The organism is Sphingomonas sp. PP-CE-1G-424 (genome assembly GCF_004341085.1).
Lineage (GTDB): Bacteria > Pseudomonadota > Alphaproteobacteria > Sphingomonadales > Sphingomonadaceae > Sphingomonas.
Genome location: NZ_SLXW01000002.1, coordinates 484,143 through 503,235 on the forward strand (window position 1 = coordinate 484,143; position 19,093 = coordinate 503,235).

The 19,093-nt window shown below is 67.1% G+C and carries 18 protein-coding genes and 1 riboswitch; of the genes, 11 read left to right on the forward strand and 7 right to left on the reverse strand.

The features are described from left to right. Positions 1-2 precede the first annotated feature (2 nt). The 5 genes from pstB to C8J43_RS07325 form a co-directional block, all read right to left on the reverse strand. Complete coding sequence (pstB, locus tag C8J43_RS07305; protein WP_056051462.1) at positions 3-782, reverse strand: phosphate ABC transporter ATP-binding protein PstB; 780 nt, start codon at positions 780-782, stop codon at positions 3-5. Further along, a complete protein-coding gene (pstA, locus tag C8J43_RS07310) occupies positions 782-2,080 on the reverse strand; it encodes a phosphate ABC transporter permease PstA (RefSeq protein WP_133030334.1) in 1,299 nt (432 codons plus the stop codon). The genes pstB and pstA overlap by 1 nt, the downstream gene beginning before the upstream one ends. Continuing rightward, positions 2,073-3,449 (reverse strand): phosphate ABC transporter permease subunit PstC, encoded by a 1,377-nt coding sequence (gene pstC, locus C8J43_RS07315; RefSeq protein ID WP_133030335.1) that lies wholly within the window; start codon positions 3,447-3,449, stop codon positions 2,073-2,075. The genes pstA and pstC overlap by 8 nt, the downstream gene beginning before the upstream one ends. A 307-nt stretch (positions 3,450-3,756) precedes the next feature. Further along, entirely contained in the window at positions 3,757-4,815 is a 1,059-nt protein-coding gene (locus C8J43_RS07320; protein ID WP_133030336.1) for a substrate-binding domain-containing protein, read from the reverse strand. Positions 4,816-4,861: 46 nt separating this feature from the next. Next, the gene (locus tag C8J43_RS07325; RefSeq protein WP_133030337.1) at positions 4,862-6,088 is read right to left on the reverse strand and encodes an ATP-binding protein; all 1,227 of its coding nucleotides are present in this window, start codon (positions 6,086-6,088) and stop codon (positions 4,862-4,864) included. 152 nt (positions 6,089-6,240) lie between these two features. Here C8J43_RS07325 and C8J43_RS07330 point away from each other — a divergent pair, with 152 nt between their 5' ends. The 4 genes from C8J43_RS07330 to C8J43_RS07345 are packed head-to-tail and all read left to right on the forward strand — an operon-like array spanning position 6,241 to position 8,747. Beyond that, entirely contained in the window at positions 6,241-6,636 is a 396-nt protein-coding gene (locus C8J43_RS07330) for a hypothetical protein (RefSeq protein WP_207893362.1), read from the forward strand. 4 nt (positions 6,637-6,640) lie between these two features. Next, the gene (locus tag C8J43_RS07335) at positions 6,641-6,916 is read left to right on the forward strand and encodes an HPr-rel-A system PqqD family peptide chaperone (RefSeq protein ID WP_243645462.1); all 276 of its coding nucleotides are present in this window, start codon (positions 6,641-6,643) and stop codon (positions 6,914-6,916) included. Next, positions 6,913-7,773 (forward strand): HprK-related kinase A, encoded by an 861-nt coding sequence (locus C8J43_RS07340; protein WP_133030340.1) that lies wholly within the window; start codon positions 6,913-6,915, stop codon positions 7,771-7,773. The genes C8J43_RS07335 and C8J43_RS07340 overlap by 4 nt, the downstream gene beginning before the upstream one ends. An 11-nt stretch (positions 7,774-7,784) precedes the next feature. After that, positions 7,785-8,747 carry a nucleotidyltransferase family protein gene (locus tag C8J43_RS07345; RefSeq protein ID WP_133030801.1) on the forward strand — a complete coding sequence of 321 codons (963 nt, stop codon included), beginning with the start codon at positions 7,785-7,787 and terminating at the stop codon, positions 8,745-8,747. Positions 8,748-8,757: 10 nt separating this feature from the next. Here C8J43_RS07345 and C8J43_RS07350 read toward each other — a convergent pair whose 3' ends face one another. Beyond that, positions 8,758-9,117 (reverse strand): hypothetical protein, encoded by a 360-nt coding sequence (locus C8J43_RS07350; RefSeq protein ID WP_056051447.1) that lies wholly within the window; start codon positions 9,115-9,117, stop codon positions 8,758-8,760. Then, complete coding sequence (locus C8J43_RS07355) at positions 9,114-9,797, reverse strand: HAD family hydrolase (protein ID WP_133030341.1); 684 nt, start codon at positions 9,795-9,797, stop codon at positions 9,114-9,116. The genes C8J43_RS07350 and C8J43_RS07355 overlap by 4 nt, the downstream gene beginning before the upstream one ends. A gap of 65 nt (positions 9,798-9,862) precedes the next feature. Here C8J43_RS07355 and glmU point away from each other — a divergent pair, with 65 nt between their 5' ends. From glmU to C8J43_RS07390, 7 genes are all read left to right on the forward strand, one after another. Beyond that, positions 9,863-11,254, forward strand: coding sequence for a bifunctional UDP-N-acetylglucosamine diphosphorylase/glucosamine-1-phosphate N-acetyltransferase GlmU (glmU, locus tag C8J43_RS07360; protein WP_133030342.1), 1,392 nt, complete (start codon positions 9,863-9,865; stop codon positions 11,252-11,254). 40 nt (positions 11,255-11,294) lie between these two features. Beyond that, positions 11,295-13,118, forward strand: a complete 1,824-nt coding sequence (gene glmS, locus C8J43_RS07365) for a glutamine--fructose-6-phosphate transaminase (isomerizing) (protein WP_121904235.1) — start codon at positions 11,295-11,297, stop codon at positions 13,116-13,118. A 256-nt stretch (positions 13,119-13,374) separates the two neighbouring features. Further along, positions 13,375-13,478, forward strand: a riboswitch (glycine riboswitch). A 154-nt stretch (positions 13,479-13,632) separates the two neighbouring features. After that, complete coding sequence (gene gcvT, locus C8J43_RS07370; protein WP_133030343.1) at positions 13,633-14,880, forward strand: glycine cleavage system aminomethyltransferase GcvT; 1,248 nt, start codon at positions 13,633-13,635, stop codon at positions 14,878-14,880. Position 14,881: 1 nt separating this feature from the next. Further along, positions 14,882-15,253 (forward strand): glycine cleavage system protein GcvH, encoded by a 372-nt coding sequence (gene gcvH, locus C8J43_RS07375; protein ID WP_133030344.1) that lies wholly within the window; start codon positions 14,882-14,884, stop codon positions 15,251-15,253. Between the two features lie 131 nt (positions 15,254-15,384). Continuing rightward, entirely contained in the window at positions 15,385-16,755 is a 1,371-nt protein-coding gene (gene gcvPA, locus C8J43_RS07380; RefSeq protein ID WP_133030345.1) for an aminomethyl-transferring glycine dehydrogenase subunit GcvPA, read from the forward strand. Next, the gene (gcvPB, locus tag C8J43_RS07385) at positions 16,752-18,413 is read left to right on the forward strand and encodes an aminomethyl-transferring glycine dehydrogenase subunit GcvPB (RefSeq protein ID WP_133030346.1); all 1,662 of its coding nucleotides are present in this window, start codon (positions 16,752-16,754) and stop codon (positions 18,411-18,413) included. The genes gcvPA and gcvPB overlap by 4 nt, the downstream gene beginning before the upstream one ends. Positions 18,414-18,562: 149 nt before the next feature. Further along, the gene (locus C8J43_RS07390; RefSeq protein WP_133030347.1) at positions 18,563-19,075 is read left to right on the forward strand and encodes a CcdC protein domain-containing protein; all 513 of its coding nucleotides are present in this window, start codon (positions 18,563-18,565) and stop codon (positions 19,073-19,075) included. The last annotated feature ends 18 nt before the right edge of the window (positions 19,076-19,093 follow it).

Below are 19,093 nucleotides of genomic sequence, written 5' to 3' on the forward strand. Positions count from 1 at the left end.
ACTCAGCCGTAACGGCCGGTGATGTAATCCTTGGTCCGCTCTTCGCGGGGATTGGTGAAGATGTCCGAGGTGTTGCCGTATTCGACCAGCGTGCCGAGGTGGAAGAACGCGGTCTTCTGGCTGACGCGCGCCGCCTGCTGCATGTTGTGCGTGACGATCACCATCGCATAGCGCCCGCGCAGTTCGTGGATCAGCTCCTCGATCTTGGCGGTCGCGATCGGATCGAGTGCCGAGCATGGCTCGTCCATCAGGATGACCTCGGGATCAACCGCGATCGCGCGTGCGATGCACAGCCGCTGCTGCTGGCCGCCCGACAAGGCCGTGCCGCTGTCCGAGAGGCGATCCTTGACCTCGTCCCAGAGGCCCGCACGGCGCAGCGACTTCTCGACGATCCGGTCGAGATCCGCCTTGGCGCCTGCGAGCCCATGGATGCGCGGGCCGTAGGCGACGTTCTCGTAGATCGATTTCGGGAACGGGTTCGGCTTCTGGAACACCATGCCGACGCGGGCGCGGAGCTGCACCACGTCCATGTCCGGCGAATAGATGTCCTGGCCGTCGAGCTTGATCTCGCCGGTCACGCGCGCGCTGGCGACGGTGTCGTTCATGCGGTTGAGCGTGCGCAGGAAGGTCGACTTGCCGCAGCCCGACGGGCCGATGAACGCGACCACCTCGTCCTGGTCGACGTCGATCGAGACGTCGTTGATCGCGATCTTGCTGCCATAGGCGACGGAGACGTTGCGCGCCGTCATCTTGAGGACGGGAGGCTTGAAAGGTTTTGGCATCACCAGCGGGTCTCGAATCGGTTGCGGAGGTAGATCGCGACGCCGTTCATCGCGAGCAGGAACACGAGCAGGACGATGATCGCGGCGGAGGTCTTCTCGACGAAGCCGCGGCTGACCTGATCGGACCATAGGAAGATCTGGACGGGCAGGACGGTCGCGGGATCGCTTAGCCCGGACGGTGGGGCTGCAATGAACGCACGCATGCCGATCATCAGCAGCGGCGCGGTCTCGCCGAGCGCGCGCGCCATGCCGATGATCGTGCCGGTGAGGATACCGGGCAAAGCGAGCGGCAGGACGTGGTGGAAGACGACCTGCACCGGCGATGCGCCGATCCCGAGCGCGGCGTCGCGGATCGACGGCGGGACGGCCTTGATCGCGTTGCGCCCGGCGATGACGATGACGGGCATCGTCATCAGCGCGAGCGTCAGGCCGCCCACTATAGGTGCGGAGCGCGGCATGCCGAACGTGCCGAGGAACACGGCCAACCCGAGCAGCCCGAAGATGATCGACGGCACCGCGGCGAGGTTGTTGATCGACACCTCGATCAAGTCGGTCCAGCGGTTCTTCGGCGCATATTCCTCGAGATACAGTGCGGACAGCACGCCGATCGGGAACGCCAGCAGCAGCGTGACGATCATCGTCAGCAACGACCCCTTGAATGCCCCCCAGATCCCGACGCGCGTCGCATCGGTCGAGTCCGCCGAGGTGAGGAAGCCCGCGTTGAACCCACGGGTCAGCGCGCCGCTCGCCTTCAGCCGCGCGACGATCGCTTCGGCGTCGCGCGTGCCATTGCCCTTGGCGGCGACGTCGATCGGGCTGGAGACGGGGACCTCGAACACGGTCTTGCGCTGGAGCAGCGACGGGTCGGCCTTGATCGCGTCGCGGACCACCGCCCAGGCGCCGTCGGAGAGCAGGTCGGTGCCGTCCTTACCGAACGCCTTGGTCGCGGCAGAGTCTACCGTGCCTTCGAGGCCGGCGCCGGCGAGCGCGAGATCGGCGCCGCGCCCGACGAGGCGGGCGGGTTCGATCGGCAGTTTGGCGGCGGCGAGATCAATCGGGAGCGACACGCGTGTCTCGACGAATCCGCTCGCGCCCTGCATCACCATCGTGATCAGCAAATAGGCGAGGAACGCCGCCGACAGCCATACCGCGGCGAGCCCGGCGAAGCGGAAGCGGCGCTCGGACGCATAGCGGCGGCGGATGCGCGACTGCATCGCCTGCGTCGTCCAGTCGGTCGGGACGCGCCGCACCGGCTCCGCATTCGTTACAGGAATCTGGGGCACGAGCGTGTCACTCATAGGCTTCGCGGTACCGTTTGACGACGCGCAGCGCGACGATGTTGAGAAGGAGCGTGACCACGAACAGCGTCAGCCCCAGCGCGAACGCGGCGAGCGTCTTGGGGCTGTCGAACTCGGCCTCGCCGGTCAGCAGGTCGACGATCTGCTTGGTGACGGTGGTGGTGCTGGCGAACGGGTTGAGCGTCAGCGTGGCGACACCGGAGGCGGCCATGACGACGATCATCGTCTCGCCGATCGCGCGCGACACGGCCAGCAATACGCCGCCAACGACACCGGGGAGCGCGGCCGGCAGCAGCACGCGGCGGATCGTCTCGGACGAAGTCGCACCCATCGCGAGGCTCCCGTCGCGCATCGACGAGGGGACCGCGGCGATCGAGTCGTCCGCCATCGACGACACGAACGGAATGATCATGATGCCCATCACGAGGCCCGCGGCGAGCGCGCTTTCCGACGACGCCCAGCTGATCCCGACCGACACGGCGAGGTCACGCACCGCGGGCGCGACGGTCAGCGCGGCGAAATAGCCGTAGACGACGGTCGGCACGCCCGCGAGCACCTCGAGGATCGGCTTCATCCACTTGCGCGTGTTCGGCGCGGCATATTGCGTGAGGTAGATCGCGCTCATCAGTCCGAACGGAATCGCGACGATCATCGCGATCACCGCGCCGATGAAGAACGTCCCCCAGAACAGCGGCACCGCGCCGAGCGACGCGCCCGGATCGCGGCTGTCGATAACCTGCGGGCTCCAATGCGTGCCGAACAGGAAATCGGTGATCGGCACCACGGAAAAGAACCGCGCGGACTCGTACAGCAGCGACGCGACGATGCCGACCGTGGTCAGGATCGCGATCAGCGATGCGCCGAGCAGCATCAACATCACCACCCGCTCGACCTGAGTCCGCGCGCCGAAGCCGGGTTTGACGCGGGTGAAGGCGAACGCGCCGCCTGCGAATGCGAGCAGCAGGGCGGCGGCGGTGGCGATCCAGTCGTAGCGCGATTGTGCCGCGGCGTAGGAGGGGGCGAGCGTACGGGCGAGCCCATGGAACGCGCCGAAGCTGCGACCTTCCGCAAGGCTGCGCGCTTCGGACAGGATCGAGGCGCGGTCGAAGCCGGGCGGGGGGAGCTGGATCGCGGCCGGGGTCGCAAGCACCGCATCGGTGACGAGCGCCGGCGCAGTCATCGACCAGACCACGAGGAAGACGAGCGGCGGGATCGCGGTCCACAACGCGACGTACCAGCCGTGGTGCGACGGCAGCGAACTGAACCGCACGGTGCTGCCAGCGCGGAATCGCGTGGCGCGGACGCGCGCGGTGAGCCAGCCGATGAGGCCCAGGCCGAGGACGAGGAAGAGGAGGGCGATGGGGGACATTATAGTTCTCGCCCGGAGCGTTTGGTCACGCGCGCACGCGCCATCCCACCAGCCACCACCCCGGCGAAGGCCGGGGCCCAGTTGGAAAGGTTGAGGTAACGCAGCGCAGTGCTCGCCAATGCAACGGTGCCCAACTGGGCCCCGGCCTCCGCCGGGGTGGTGGCGCTATAATTTGGGGCTATCACCGCCAAAGTATCGTTCCCCCGCGGACGCGGGGGCCCAGCTAAGTTCCGTTGGCGAGCTTGGCCCCTGGGCTCCCGCGTTCGCGAGGGAACTAGGAGGGGCGAGCGATTGCGTGGGCCAAACATCACGACAACACCGCCGGATCCAGCACAGTCTCGTTCGCGATAATCGCCGCCGACCGAGCCTGAATCTCAGCCGGAGACGCAATCAACCCCCGCTTAACCAACGGCCCCGTCGCCCCCCAGTTCGCCGCATACAGCTTCAACAAGCTCCGCAACCCCGGGATCGCGGTCAGATGCGCCTTCTTCACATAGATATACAGCGGCCGAGACCCCGGATACGCATTGTCCGCGATCGTCGCATAGGTCGGCGCGACGCCCGAGATCGATACCCCGTTCACGTCGTCCTTATTCTCTTCGAGATAGCTGTACCCGAACACGCCGATCGCGTTGGGGTTCGACTGCAATTTCTGGACGATCAGATTGTCGTTCTCGCCGGCATCGACATAAACCCCGTCCTCGCGCACCCGCGTGCACAGCGCCTTGTGCGCCTCGGCATCCGACTTCGCGAGCGCCTTGGCCGTCGGATCGCTCGCCTCGCACCCCTTGGTCAGGATCAGCTCGGCCAGCGCATCCCGCGTGCCACTCGTCGCCGGTGGCCCGTAAACCTGGATCGGCACCGCGGGCAGCGCAGGATTAACGTCGCGCCACACCCGCGCCGTATTCACCTTGCCCCCCGGGTTGGCGGCGAGCGCTTTGTAGAGATCGGTCGGCGTCAGCTGCATCTTCGGGCCGTTCTTTGCCTCGGCAAAGGCGATGCCGTCGATCCCGACCTGGATCTCGATCACGTCGCGCACGCCGTTCTTCGCGCAGGTCGCGTATTCGCTCGCCTTCATCCGCCGCGATGCATCCTCGATATCGGGATGCGCCGCGCCGACGCCCGCACAGAACAGCTTCATCCCCGCGCCGGTCCCGGTCGATTCGATCACCGGCGCCTTTGCGTCAGGATCGTTGGCGACGAGTTGCTCGGCGATCATCGTCGTGAACGGATAGACGGTGGAGGACCCGACCGCGGTGATCTGGTCGCGCGAACCCGCCCCACCGCCGTTCGCCTGATCGACGCACGCGGCCAGAGCACCCAACACCCCAAGTAGAACGAACCGCTGCACCAGAATTCCCGTCATGCACCGGCCTTAGCGGTACTTAAGACGATCCTGTGTGACAGTTGGGTTACCCTTTTATGACAGCGCCTTTGGCCGCGCCGCCGCTCGGGGGCAGGATGACCGAAACGACCGTCCCGACACCGACTTGGCTGGCGATATCGAGCCGCCCGCGGTGGCGCTCGACGATGTGCTTGACGATTGCCAGACCTAGCCCCGTGCCGCCCAGCGACCGGCTTCGCCCCGCGTCCGCACGATAGAAGCGCTCGGTCAACCGCGGAATGTGCACCGCCGCGATCCCGTCGCCCTCGTCGCGGATCGACAGGCGGATCATGCTCAGATCGTCGCGTTTCAGATCGATCGAGACCGGCGTTCCCGCGCGACCGTATTTCATCGCATTTCCGATCAGATTGTGGAGCATCTGCGACAGCTGGGCCTTGTCGCCGGATACCGGTGCGAGGCGGGGATCGATCGTCGCGACCAGATCGAGCCCGCGATCGCCCGCGGCATCGACCACCTCGGCGCAGACGTCGGTGACCAATTGCGCGAGGTTGACCGCCTGATCGGGCAGGCGGAACTTCTCCGCCTCGATCCGGCTCAGCGAGATCAGATCCTCCACCAGCCGCTGCATCCGCCGCGCCTCGTCGTCCATCACCTTCAGGAACCGCGCACGGACCTCGGCATCCTCCCCCGCCTCGTCACGCAACGTCTCGATGAAGCCGAGGATCGACGCTAGCGGCGTGCGCAATTCGTGGCTGGCATTGGCGACGAAATCGATCCGCATCCGTTCCGCGGCGTAATTGCCGGTCTGGTCGACGAGATGGACGATCCGCTGGCCGTCCGACGCTTCGCCCAATCGCATCTCCCAACGCTGGTCACGCGTCCCGAGACCGACCAGTTCGATCGGCCGCTCGCCGTCGATCGGCCCGGGGGTGCCGAGTCGCTCGGCCGCGGCGGGGTGGCGGATCGCGACGCGCGCATCCTCGCCGAGGATGTGCGCGCCGAGCAGCGTCCGCGCCGCGCTGTTGGCCAGCGTAACCCGCCCGTCCTGGACCAGCATCACCGGCGCGACGATCGCGTCGAGCACTTCGTCCATCACCGAGGGCACGGCGGACAGGGTGTCGTCCGGGGCGGGCGTCTCGTCGCCGGTCCCGGCGGCCACCAGCGCGGCGGCGACGCCACCGACCACCGCGACGATCGCACCCTGGATGTCGCGGGTGATAACGAATACCGCGACCGAGGCGACGATGACGACGACGATCGCCCAGAAGGTACGCAGGCCAAATCCGGAAAGCATGGTGATCTCCAAGGCGCGCGGACGGGGCGCGCACCCGTCCTAGTTCGGTACGATCGGTGCGGCTATATTGTCAGCGCTTCAGGATTGTGAAAGGGCTTGGGAATAACAGGGGCATCATGAGCGACGATACGCGACCAGAGCAGGATCCGGCCATGATCCCGGAGCACCGCGAGGACGGCGTGCCGACGCGTCGTCGCGTCCTGGCGCTCGGTGCGGTGACGGCGGGTGCGGTCGTGTCGATCCGGCCCGCGCTCGCGCAGACGGCCGGTTCGGTACTGAATTGCGAAATCCCGGTGCCCGATCCGGGCCGCGCCGGCAGCTATATCGATGCGAACGGCAGGGTCGTTCCGGCCCGCACCAAGGGCGCATTCCCCTCGTCACCGCGGCCGTTCAAGGGCGAAGAGGTCAAGCGATCGATGGCGACCGGCAGGAGCCTGCCCGGGACCGATTCCGAGCGTAGCCGAGCATATGTCAATTATATCCGCCGGTTGCAGCGCGGCCAGGGCGGCTTCACCTGCTTTGCGTCGTTGCAGATGCCGCGCGCCTGAGACCGTGGACGACGCGGTCTATCGAGCGCCGCCGACCGACGGAGTGCTGATCGCGCCGCTCGACGAATTCACCGCGGTCTATCACCGCGCGTCGGGGATCACGCATCTGCTGACCGAACCCGCGCCGCAGATCCTGGCCGTGCTGGGTGAGGGCGGACTATCGCTCGATGCGCTGCTCGATCGGCTAGGGCAGAACTATGACCTGACCGACGGGACGCGCGAGGCGTTGGCGGCGCGGCTCGACGAGCTGATCGAAGCCGGACTGGTCGAGGCGGCGTGAGGCACGCGTTTGCCGTGCGCATCGGCCCGATCGGGTTCCGCATCGGCTCCGACTGGCGGTCCCCGATCGCGCAGCTGGAGACGCTGTACCGCGACTACCCAAAACCGAACGACGGCGTGCCGGACTTCACCGTACGGCTTTTTGCGCGCCGACCCTGGCGCCGGTTCATCCGCCCCTCGGTCGAGATCGGCGGCGACTATATGCTGCCGGAAGCGGCGCCGTTGCCGCTGCGCCAAGGTCTGCTCGCGGCCGAGATGGCGATGAACCTCCAGATGGCGCTCGGTGCCCGGCGGTATCTATTGCTCCACGCATCGGCGGTCGAGCGCGACGGGCGGGCGCTGTTGATGACGGGGATTTCGGGGGCGGGGAAGTCGACGCTGGCGACGCTGCTCGCGGCGAAGGGTTGGCGGTTCATGGGGGACGAGTTCGCGCTGCTCGATCCGGCGACTGGACTGGTCCACGCGTTCCCGCGACTGATCAGCCTGAAGAACGAAGCGATCGCCGCCGCCGAAGCAGCATGGCCCGACGCGCGGATGGGGCCGCTGATGCCGGCAACGCCGAAGGGCGACATCCGCCATATGGTTCCGGATGCGGGCGCGATCGCAGCGATGGATGTTCCAGCGCGCCCGGCACTGCTGGTATTCCCTCGGTACGGGTTCGAGGCCGAAACGCGACCGGTGCCGCCGGCCGAGGGGTTCGTGCGGATGACGCAGGCGTCGACCAATTACGTGGCACTGGGCGAGGCCGGGTTCCGCGCGCTGACCGGTCTGATCGCGGGGGTTCCCTCAGTGGCGATCGACTATCCGGACGGGGCGAGCGCGATCGAGCAGGTCGAGGCGCTGTGGTCCGCACTGTGACCGATGCCCGCATGCTCGCGCGCGCGCTCGCCGATCCGGCCAGCGTCGTCGGGCTCGATGCGGATGGCTGGACCGCATTGCTGGCGATGGCGCGCGCGGAGCAGTTGATCGGGACGCTGGCGACCCGCCTTGATGGCCTGCCAATGCCTGTCGCGGTGAAGACGATCCTGGCGGACGCGCGCGCCGCCGCCGAGCAGGGTCGCCGCGCCGCGCTCTGGGAGGCGGAGATGGCGCGGCGGGCGCTCGCCGCGGTCGGCTGCCCGGTCGTGCTGTTGAAGGGGACCGCGTTCGTCGCGGCGGGACTGTCGGCGGGGCAGGGGCGCTCGATCGGCGATCTCGACATCCTGGTGCCGCGCGCGTCGCTCGATGCGGTCGAGGCGGCGTTGCTCGCGGCGGGCTGGGAATGGGTGAAGCCCGATCCGTATGACGACGTCTATTATCGGCGCTGGATGCACGAACTGCCGCCGCTGATCCACCGCGAGCGCGACCGGATGATCGACGTGCACCACACGATCCTGCCGCTCACCGCGCGGGTCACGCCCGATCCGGCGACGCTGATCGCGGGCAGCGTGGCGTTGGAGAACGGGCTGCGCACGCTGTCGCCGAACGGGATGATCGTCCATGCCGCGGCGCATCTGTTCGCGGACGGCGATCTGGCAGGCGGCTTGCGCAACCTGTGGGACATCCGGTGCCTGGTCGACGAGTTCGGGACCGATGGACTCGATGCGGATGCGCGACGGCACGGCCTGCACGAACAGGTGGCGCGGTCGCTACGGCTGGTCTATGCGATGTTCGGCATCGGCAACGCGCGAGGTGTCGATCGCCTCTATGTCCGTCGGCTTACCGCTCGCGACGGCTGGGGCAGACCGACGCGACCGGTCACGCGGCTCGCCTTCTACATCCGCTCGCACTGGTTGCGGATGCCGCCGGCGATGCTCGCACGGCATCTCTGGACCAAGTACCGCAAGGGTTAGGACGCCGGACTTACGGTAACCGCGCGCCACGCTGGCGCCGCACCGACCAGACGATCAGCAGCACGACCGTGATCGCCAGCGTATCCGCGATCCAGTCGTGGATGTCGCAATCGCGGTGCAGCGACGGGATCGACTGCAGCACCTCGATCAGCGCGCCCAGAAACGAGAACCGCTCGCCGATCCGCGACAGCTTGGCGGTCGGATACGCGAACGCCGCCAGCAGCGACATCGTCGCGAACGCGAGCATATGCTCGAACTTGTCGCCGAACTGGTCGATCGGCATGTGCGGCGGCTTGGGCAGCAGCGCCATCGTCACCGCGAACACGATCGCCAACACCAGCGCGATGCGGAGAAACAGCGGCCGGTTCATGCGCCGAGCCTTTCGAGCGTCGGCAGCAATTCGGCATAGCCGTCGATCACCGCGTCGGCGCCGAGTTCCGCGACCGGCTGCATCAGGAAGCCGAAGCTGCACGCGATCGTCGGCAGCCCCGCGGCCTGTCCCGCCTGGATATCGAAGATCGAATCGCCGACGAACGCGGCGCGTCCTCCGCCGCTCCCGCTTTCCCGGCAAAGTCGGACCATCTTAAGGATCGGCATCGGCGACGGCTTCGATTCGGCCAGCGTATCGCCGCCGAGGATGCAGGCGAACCGATCGGTCAGGCCGAGCTGGTCGAGCACGGTCCGCGCAAAGCGCTCGATCTTGTTGGTGACGATCCCGAGCGTCACGCCGTTCGCCGCCAGCGCATCGAGCGCCTCGATGGCGCCGGGGTACGGCTTGGTCAGCACGCAGATGTTCGCCTCGTAATAGGCGAGCAGCTTGGCATGCAGCGTGTCGAGCATCGCCTCGTCATAGCCGCCGGTCGCGGTCAGGCCCTGCTTGAGCATATGCCGCGCGCCGCCACCGATCATCGGCTTGACCTGCTCGACGCTCAATTCCGGGCGACCAGCCGTAATCAGCGCGTGGTTGACCGCGGCGGCTAGGTCGCCGCTGGTATCGAGAAGCGTACCGTCGAGGTCGAACCCGACGATATCGAAAGAAAAATACGTCATTGCAGCTACGCCTGCCAGCGGCGCTATGGAATTGGCAAGGCTTTCGTGGCAGCGATCCTTCCATGATGACGCATTCCAACGACCAACCGTTTTCGGCGCCTTCCCCCGCACACCCGATTGCGGTCGTTATTCTTGCCGCTGGCAAGGGCACGCGGATGAAATCGGACCTGCACAAGGTCCTCCACCCGATCGCCGGGCGGCCGATGCTGTTGCATCTGGTCGCAAGCGCAGCCGCGCTGCATCCGGCAAAAACCGTCGTCGTGACCGGCGCAGGGCGCGAGCAGGTCGAGGCGGCGGTCGCACCGCTCGGTATTTCCACTGCACTCCAGGCGGAGCAGCTCGGCACCGGCCACGCGGTTGCGCAGGCTCGCGACACGCTGGCGGGATTCGAGGGCGATGTCCTGATCCTCTACGGCGACGTGCCGCTCGTCACCGCGGCGACGATGCAGCGGATGATCGACCGGTTGCACGGTGACGACAACCCCGCCGTCGTCGTGCTCGGCTTTCGCCCCGCAGACCCCGGCGCCTATGGTCGCGTCATCGCCGACGCCGCGGGCCTGATGGACCGGATCGTCGAGTATAAGGACGCGTCGGAGGCGGAGCGCGCGGTGACGCTGTGCAATTCCGGGCTGATGGCGGTGCGCTCGACCGACCTGTTCGCGCTGCTCGACAGGCTCGGCAACGACAATGCGGCAGGCGAATATTACCTCACCGATATCGTCGGGCTGGCAGGTGCCGCCGGCCGCTCGTCCGCTGTCATCGAGACCGGCGCGGACGAAGTCGCCGGCGTCAACAGCCGCGGTGAACTCGCCGGTGTCGAGGGCGCCTGGCAGGCGACGCGGCGCGCGCAGGCGATGACGGACGGCGCGACATTGATCGCGCCCGACACCGTCTGGTTCTCACATGACACGCAGATCGGCCGCGATGTTGTGATCGAGCCCAACGTCGTGTTCGGCCCCGGCGCGCGCATCGCGGACGGCGCGACGATCCACGCGTTCAGCCATGTCGAGGGTGCCTCGGTCGGCAAGGGCGCCAACGTAGGGCCTTTCGCGCGCCTCCGCCCCGGCGCGGACTTGCAGGCGGACGCCAAGGTCGGCAATTTCGTCGAGATCAAGAAGGCTATCATCGGCGAGGGCGCGAAGGTCAGCCACCTCACCTATATCGGCGACGCGGACATCGGCGCGGGCGCGAACATCGGCGCAGGCACGATCACCTGCAACTATGACGGCTATTTCAAATATCGCACGGTCGTCGGCGAGGGCGCGTTCATCGGCTCGAACTCGGCACTGGTCGCGCCGGTCACGATCGGCGCAGGCGCGATCGTCGCAGCCGGGTCGGTGGTGACGCAGGACGTGGAGGCCGATGCGCTGGCGCTGGTGCGTCCGCCGCAGACCTCGAAGCCAGGTTGGGCATCGCGCTTTCGCGAGAAGATGATCGCACGCAAGGCTGCTCGATGAAGTTCGCAAGCGAAATCCTGTTTCCCCGGAGTATGATCTGATGTGCGGCATCGTTGGAATTTTGAGCGGCGAAGACGTCGCGGGTCGGTTGCTCGACGGCCTGAAACGGCTCGAATATCGGGGCTATGATTCGGCGGGTATCGCCACCGACAATGACGGCGCGATCGAGCGCCGGCGGGCGTCGGGCAAGCTGGTCAATCTCGCCAACGAACTCGCCGCGCATCCGCTGCCGGGCAAGACCGGCATCGCGCACACCCGCTGGGCGACGCATGGCGGCCCGACCACCAACAACGCGCATCCGCACGCCACCGGCGAAGTCGCGGTCGTCCACAACGGCATCATCGAGAACTTCAAGCCGCTGCGCGACGAACTGATCGCGCGCGGCCGGACGTTCACCAGCGAAACCGACACCGAAGTCGTCGCGCACCTGATCAGCGAGAAGGTCGAGGCGGGCATGGACCCGGTTTCGGCCGTCCGCGAGATCCTGCCGCGCCTCCACGGCGCGTTCGCGCTCGCGATCCTGTTCCGCCAGCATCCCGACCTGCTGATTGGCGCGCGCCTCGGTTCGCCGTTGGTGGTCGGTCACGGCGAGGGCGAGATGTATCTCGGCTCGGACGCGCTCGCGCTCGCCCCGTTGACGCAGCGAATCGCATATCTCGACGAGGGCGACTGGGTCGTGCTGACCCGCGACGGCGCGCAGGTCTATGACCGCGAGAACACTCCCGTCGAGCGCGCGATCACGCTCTCGGGGATCACTGGCGAGGTGATCTCGAAGGGCAACCACAAGCATTACATGCTCAAGGAGATCTACGAGCAGCCGATCGTCGTCGCGCAGACGCTCCGCTCGTACCTCAAGCGGATGGAAGGCGAGGTCTCGCTGCCGATCCCCGAGTTCGACCTGTCCACGATCAAGCGGGTGACGATCGTCGCGTGCGGAACGAGCTTCTATGCCGGCATGGTCGCCAAATACTGGTTCGAGCAGTTCGCACGCGTGCCCGTCGATCTCGATGTCGCGTCGGAGTTCCGCTACCGCGCGCCAGTGATGGAGGATGGCGGGCTCGCGCTCTTCATTTCGCAGTCGGGCGAAACCGCGGACACGCTCGCCGCGCTGCGTCATGCGAAGGCCGAGGGCCAGAAGATCGCGGTCGTCGTCAACGTGCCGACCAGTTCGATGGCGCGTGAGGCGGATCTGTTGCTTCCGACGCATGCCGGCCCCGAGATCGGCGTGGCCTCGACCAAGGCGTTCACCTGCCAACTCGCTGTGCTGGCCGCACTCGCCGCGAACCTGGCGCGCGCGAAGGGTTTGCTGACGAGGGACCAGGAACGCGAGATCGTCCGCCACCTCGCCGAGGCGCCCGCCGCGCTCAACGGCGCGCTGGCGTATGACGAAGCGATCGAGGCGATGGCGCACAACATCGCCGGCGCGCGCGACGTGCTGTATCTCGGGCGCGGGACGGATTACCCGCTGGCACTCGAAGGCGCGTTGAAGCTGAAGGAAATCAGCTACATCCATGCCGAGGGCTATGCCGCCGGGGAGATGAAGCACGGCCCGATCGCGCTGATCGACGAGCACGTCCCGGTCATCGTCATCGCGCCGTCTGGGCCGTTGTTCGACAAGACCGTCAGCAACATGCAGGAGGTCATGGCGCGCGGCGGCAAGGTCGTGCTGATCTCGGATTACGACGGCATCCAGGCGGCGGGCGAGGGCTGCATGGCGACGATCACCATGCCCAAGGTCCACCCGCTGATCGCGCCGCTGGTGTATGCGGTACCGGTGCAGTTGCTGGCGTATCATGTCGCGGTGCTCAAGGGCACGGATGTCGACCAGCCGCGTAATCTCGCGAAGAGCGTGACGGTCGAATAGCGGTCCGCTTTCCGTCGGTTCGTACACCTAGAGATAAGTCCACCACCCCGGCGAATGCCGGGGCCCAGTTGGGGGACGGTAGTAACGACGGATTGTCCGCTGTTACGATAACCTTTCCAACTGGGCCCCGGCCTTCGCCGGGGTGGTGCTTTCCTCTTAGGCCGAGCGAGCGTTTTCTCCCCGAATCCCAAACCCTCGATTGACTAAGATTGTGCGCCGCGTCACAACTCGCGGCGTCGATGTCGGGCAACCGGCATGGCACCGCGCGGGAGAGCGTTTCCGGTCCTTTGAGGGCCAACGGAACCGCCGAAGGAGCAACCACCCCGGAATCTCTCAGGCACCAGAGACCGCGCGAGGCTGATCGACACTCTGGAAAGCGTCCTGACGTGAGTCGAGGGCCACCGAAGGGGTAAGCGCTGGACAACTCCCGCGCGAAAGCTCTCAGGTCCCGTGACAGAGGGGGTTTGGATCGTTGCACCCATTGGTGCCGCGCGCCCCTTCGACGGAGACGACCATGAGCGACCCAGAACTGCGCGATTACGCCAGCATCATCGACCAGGCCGACGATTACGTCGAGCCCGAGATCCTGCCATTGCCGCTCGACGCATGGCACCGGGCGCAGGGCGCGCGGATGGTAGAGTTCGCCGGCTACGAGATGCCGATCCAGTATGAAGGCATCATGGCCGAACACGCCTGGACGCGCGACTCGGCCGGCCTGTTCGACGTCAGCCACATGGGCCAGCTCGTCTTCTCCGGCGAAGGCGTCGCGCACGCGCTCGAAACCGTCCTGCCGGGCGACATCGCAGGGCTCGGCGAGGGCAAGATGCGCTACTCGCTGCTGCTCGCGCAGGACGGCGGCATCCTCGACGACCTGATGGCCACGCGCCTGCCCGACGACCAGCCGTCGCCGTTCTCCGCGGCCGACGTCGAGCCCGAGGCGTACGACCCGCTCCACCCATCGCCCACCGCGAGCGGTAGTTTCTACGTCGTCGTCAACGGCGCCACCAAGTACGACGACATCAGCTACCTGATCGAGCATCTGCCCGACGACGTCACGATCAACATCCTCGAGGACCAGGCGCTGCTCGCGGTGCAGGGTCCCAAGGCGGTCGAGGCGGTCGCGCGGATCGTCCCCGGTGTCGACGCGCTCGTGTTCATGACCGCTGGCGCGTTCCACTGGAACGACGTGCCGCTCTGGATCAGCCGCTCGGGCTACACCGGCGAAGACGGCGTCGAGATCTCGCTCCCCGCCGAACACGCCGTAGCGTTTGCCGACGCATTGCTCGCGCTCCCCGAGATCAAGCCGATCGGCCTCGGCGCGCGCGATTCGCTGCGTCTCGAAGCCGGCCTGCCGCTCTACGGCCACGACCTCGATCCCGAGATCACGCCGGTCATGGCCGACCTCGGCTTCGCGCTGTCGAAGCGCCGCCGCGAGGCCGCCGATTTCCCTGGTGCCGAGCGCATCCTCACCCAGCGCGAGCACGGCCCCGCCACCAAGCGTGTCGGCCTGATCGTCGAGGGCCGCCAGCCCGCGCGCGAAGGTGCCGAGGTGATCGACGACACCGGCGCGACGATCGGCCGCCTCACCAGCGGTGGTTTCGCACCCACCCTCGGGAAGCCGATCGCGATGGCCTATGTGCCGCTCGCGCTGTCGACGCCCGGCACCCGTATCGAAATCGCGCAACGCGGCAAGGTCCACACCGCCACCGTCACCGCGATGCCCTTCATTCCCCACCGCTACGTCCGCGCAGGAGCCAAGTGATATGAGCCGTTACTTCACGCAGGATCATGAATGGGTCGACGTCGATGGTGACATCGGCACCGTCGGCATTTCCGAATACGCGCAGAGCCAGCTCGGCGACGTCGTGTTCGTCGACGTTCCCGAAGCCGGCAAGACCCTGTCGAAGGGCGGCGAAGCTGCGGTCGTCGAGTCGGTCAAGGCCGCGTCCGACGTGTACTCCCCGGTCTCGGGCACCGTCACCGAGGGCAACGCTGCTTTGACCGACGACTCCAGCCTGGTGAACTCGGATGCCGAAGCGGCGGGCTGGTTCTTCAAGCTGACGCTCAGCGACCCGAGCGAACTCGACAGCCTGATGGACGAAGCCGCCTACGCAGCCTTCGTCGAAGGGCTGTAAGTCCTAGAACCCCCTCCCGCTAGCGGGAGGGGCAGGGGGTGGGCACGCGCTCTCCTCCAGCGTTTCGCCCGTTTGATGCCGGGCGCCCACCCCCGACCCCTCCCGCATGCGGGAGGGGGGAGTCGATGCCGATGCGCTACCTTCCCCTGACCCAGCCCGACCGTGCGGAAATGCTCGCCGTCATCGGCGCCTCGACCATCGACGACCTCTTCGTCGACGTCCCCGAAGCTGCCCGCCTCGACGGCCCGGTCCGCGACCTGCCGATGCACGCCTCCGAAATGGCTGTCGAACGCCACATGTCGGCGCTGGCCAAGAAGAACCTCACCGCCGGCGAAGCGCCGTTCTTCCTCGGCTGCGGTGCGTACAAGCACCACGTCCCGGCGTCGGTCGACCACCTGATCCAGCGCGGCGAGTTCCTCACCGCCTACACGCCGTACCAGCCCGAAATCGCGCAGGGCACGCTGCAGATGCTGTTCGAGTTCCAGACTCAGGTCGCGCGGCTGCTCGGCACCGACGTCGCCAACGCTTCGATGTACGACGGCTCGACCGCGTGCTGGGAAGCGATCGTGATGGCGCGCCGCATCACCAAGCGTGGGCGTGCGATCCTCTCGTCGGGCCTCCACCCGCATTACGTCTCGGTCGCGAATACGATGGCCAAGTTCACCGGCGACGTGCTCGACACGACCGCGCCCGAACTGGTCGCCGAGATGGACCTCGACCAGCTGATCGCGAAGATCGACGACGATACGTCGTGCGTCGTCGTCCAATACCCGGACATCCTCGGCCGCATCGCCGACCTGCGTCCGCTCGCGGATGCGTGCCACGCGAAGAAGGCGCTGCTGATCGCGGTCGTCACCGAGCCCGTCGCACTCGGGGCAATCACCTCGCCGGGCGAGATGGATGCGGACATCGTCGTCGGCGAAGGCCAGTCGCTCGGCGTCGGCCTGCAGTTCGGCGGGCCTTATGTCGGCCTGTTCGGCTGCAAGGACAAATACGTCCGCCAGATGCCCGGTCGCCTCTGCGGCGAGACCGTCGACGCCGACGGCCGCCGCGGTTTCGTCCTCACGCTGTCGACCCGCGAGCAGCACATCCGCCGCGAAAAGGCGACGTCGAACATCTGCACCAACTCCGGCCTCTGCGCGCTGGCCTTCTCGATCCACATGACGCTGCTCGGTGAAGCCGGTTTGCGCCAGTTGGCCGAAGTGAACCACGCAGGCGCGGTATCCGCCGCCGAACGCCTGTCACAGATCCCCGGTGTGGAACTGGTCAACGAGAGCTTCTTCAACGAGTTCACGCTGAAGCTTCCGACCGAAGCCCGCCCCGTCGTCCGCACGCTGGCCGATCGCGGCATCCTCGCCGGCGTGTCGCTTGGGCGCTTGTACCCCGGCCAGGACGCCCTCGCGAACGGCCTCGTCGTCGCCGTGACGGAAACGACCACCGCGGAGGACGTCGAAACGCTTGCGTCCGCACTATCCACCGTCCTTGGGGAGATACTGGCATGAGCATCAACCAGAGCGGCTGGCGCCCGACCTCGCCCGAGGCGAACACGGGTAACGTCCCCGCATCGGTAACCGGCAACAAGGCGCTGATGCTGGAAGAAGCCTTGATCTTCGAGATTGGCGACAGCCAAACCACCGGCGTAGATTTCGCTGCTCCCTCTCCCCTCCGGGGAGAGGGTCGGGGTGAGGGGCAGCCCAGCAATGCTGCACCCGGAATAGCCCCTCACCCAACCCTCTCCCTTGAGGGGAGAGGGCTATCGCGCCTCGGCAACCTGTCGCGCACCGCACCCATCGGCCTCCCCGGTCTCTCCGAGCCCGAAACCGTCCGCCACTACACCCGCCTCTCACGCCAGAACTACGGCATCGACCTCGGCTTCTTCCCGCTCGGCTCGTGCACCATGAAGCACAACCCGCGCCTCAACGAGAAGATGGCGCGGCTGCCTGGGTTCTCCGACGTCCACCCGCTCCAGCCGGTCGACACGGTCCAGGGCGCACTCGAAGTCATCCACCAGCTCGCGCACTGGCTCGTCACGCTCACCGGCATGACCTCGGTCGCGATGAGCCCCAAGGCCGGCGCGCACGGCGAACTCTGCGGCATCCTCGCGATCCGCGCCGCACTCGAAGCCAAAGGCGAAGGCGCGCGGAAGATCATCCTCGTCCCCGAGAGCGCACACGGCACCAACCCCGCCACCGCAGCGTTCGCCGGCTACAGCGTCGAAGACATCCCCGCCACCGCCGAAGGCCGCGTCGACACCGCCGCGCTGAAGTCCCGGCTCGGCCCCGACGTCGCGGGCGTGATGATCACCAACCCCAACACGTGCGGCCTGTTCGAGCGCGACATGCGCGAGATCTCCGACGCGGTCCACGCGGCGGGCGGCTTCGTCTATTGCGACGGCGCGAACTTCAACGCGATCGTCGGTCGCGTCCGGCCGGGCGATCTCGGCATCGACGCGATGCACATCAACCTGCACAAGACCTTCTCGACTCCCCACGGCGGCGGCGGTCCAGGTTCGGGTCCGGTCGTGTTCTCGGAGGCTTTGACCCCCTACGCACCGCTCCCGTTCGTCGAGAACCAGGACGGCCAGTTCGTCCTCGTCGAGGAAGAAACCGCAGGCGAACATCACGCCGGCAGCTTCGGCCGCATGGTCGCGTTCCACGGCCAGATGGGCATGTTCACGCGCGCACTGACCTACATCCTCAGCCACGGCGCGGACGGCCTGCGCCAGGTGTCCGAGGATGCGGTGCTTAATGCGAACTACATCCTCCGCAGCCTCGACGACACGCTCGACGCGCCGTTCGGGCCCTCGGGTCCGTGCATGCACGAGGCGCTGTTCTCGGACTCGGGCCTCGCCGCCGGCTTCTCGACGATCGACATCGCGAAGGGCCTGATCGACGAGGGCTTCCACCCGATGACGATGTACTTCCCGCTCGTCGTCCACGGCGCGATGCTGGTCGAGCCGACCGAGACCGAATCGAAGGCGGCACTCGACCAGTTCATCGCCGCGCTCCGCTCGGTCGCCGAACGCGCCAAAGCTGGCGACCCGAGCCTCAAGACCGCGCCCCATTTCGCCCCCCGCGCGCGCCTCGACGAGACGCTCGCGGCACGGAAACCGGTCCTGGTCTGGAAGGACCCCGCTCCGCTAGCGCAGGCGGCGGAGTAAACCTCGCAGTTCTCCTGCGAACGCAGGAGCCCAGGGTCACGAACGCAACAGCCCGTAACCCTGGATTCCTGCATACGCAGGAAAACGGATTGCCCAGAACACCGCAACCGATCTAGCCTCCGCCCCAACCGGGGTGGGGGCCAGGATCGATGCAGGCGCACGAAGCACAAGGCTGGATCAGCTACGCGATCACCGCGGTCGTCATCGGCATAGTCTTCGCGGTCCGCTGGCGCCGTATGAGTATCGTAAAGCCGCTCAAGCTCGAACGTCTCTGGATCTTCCCCGTGCTCTACGCCGTCGTCGCGCTGTACATGTTCGCGATGTACCCGCCGCACGGCCTCGCCTGGCTGTTCTGCGCGCTGGCCCTGATCATGGGCGCAGCACTAGGCTGGCAACGCGGCAAGCTCATGCGGATCACGATCGATCCCGACAGCCACGCACTCAACACGACGTCCTCCCCCGCCGCGGTCCTGTTCATCGTCGCGATCGTCGCAGTCCGCACCGGCGCGCGCGCCGTCATCGGCGACGGCCAAGCCCTCCACCTCGACGCCTTCGCCATCACCGACATGCTGGTCGCGTTGGCGCTAGGCCTGTTCACCACCCAACGCATCGAAATGTACCTTCGCGCCAAACGGATGCTCGAAACGGCACGCGTCCGCTAACCCGCCGCTACCGTATGA

Bases quoted from the DNA above. Each gene is read 5' to 3' on its own strand.
- pstA (WP_133030334.1), bottom strand. From the start codon at position 2,080: ATGAGTGACACGCTCGTGCCCCAGATTCCTGTAACGAATGCGGAGCCG.
- glmS (WP_121904235.1), top strand. From the start codon at position 11,295: ATGTGCGGCATCGTTGGAATTTTGAGCGGCGAAGACGTCGCGGGTCGG.
- gcvPA (WP_133030345.1), top strand. From the start codon at position 15,385: ATGCGCTACCTTCCCCTGACCCAGCCCGACCGTGCGGAAATGCTCGCC.
- C8J43_RS07325 (WP_133030337.1), bottom strand. From the start codon at position 6,088: ATGCTTTCCGGATTTGGCCTGCGTACCTTCTGGGCGATCGTCGTCGTC.
- C8J43_RS07390 (WP_133030347.1), top strand. From the start codon at position 18,563: ATGCAGGCGCACGAAGCACAAGGCTGGATCAGCTACGCGATCACCGCG.
- glmU (WP_133030342.1), top strand. From the start codon at position 9,863: ATGACGCATTCCAACGACCAACCGTTTTCGGCGCCTTCCCCCGCACAC.
- pstC (WP_133030335.1), bottom strand. From the start codon at position 3,449: ATGTCCCCCATCGCCCTCCTCTTCCTCGTCCTCGGCCTGGGCCTCATC.
- C8J43_RS07330 (WP_207893362.1), top strand. From the start codon at position 6,241: ATGATCCCGGAGCACCGCGAGGACGGCGTGCCGACGCGTCGTCGCGTC.
- C8J43_RS07320 (WP_133030336.1), bottom strand. From the start codon at position 4,815: ATGACGGGAATTCTGGTGCAGCGGTTCGTTCTACTTGGGGTGTTGGGT.
- C8J43_RS07345 (WP_133030801.1), top strand. From the start codon at position 7,785: ATGCTCGCGCGCGCGCTCGCCGATCCGGCCAGCGTCGTCGGGCTCGAT.
- C8J43_RS07355 (WP_133030341.1), bottom strand. From the start codon at position 9,797: ATGACGTATTTTTCTTTCGATATCGTCGGGTTCGACCTCGACGGTACG.
- C8J43_RS07350 (WP_056051447.1), bottom strand. From the start codon at position 9,117: ATGAACCGGCCGCTGTTTCTCCGCATCGCGCTGGTGTTGGCGATCGTG.
- pstB (WP_056051462.1), bottom strand. From the start codon at position 782: ATGCCAAAACCTTTCAAGCCTCCCGTCCTCAAGATGACGGCGCGCAAC.
- gcvPB (WP_133030346.1), top strand. From the start codon at position 16,752: ATGAGCATCAACCAGAGCGGCTGGCGCCCGACCTCGCCCGAGGCGAAC.
- gcvH (WP_133030344.1), top strand. From the start codon at position 14,882: ATGAGCCGTTACTTCACGCAGGATCATGAATGGGTCGACGTCGATGGT.
- gcvT (WP_133030343.1), top strand. From the start codon at position 13,633: ATGAGCGACCCAGAACTGCGCGATTACGCCAGCATCATCGACCAGGCC.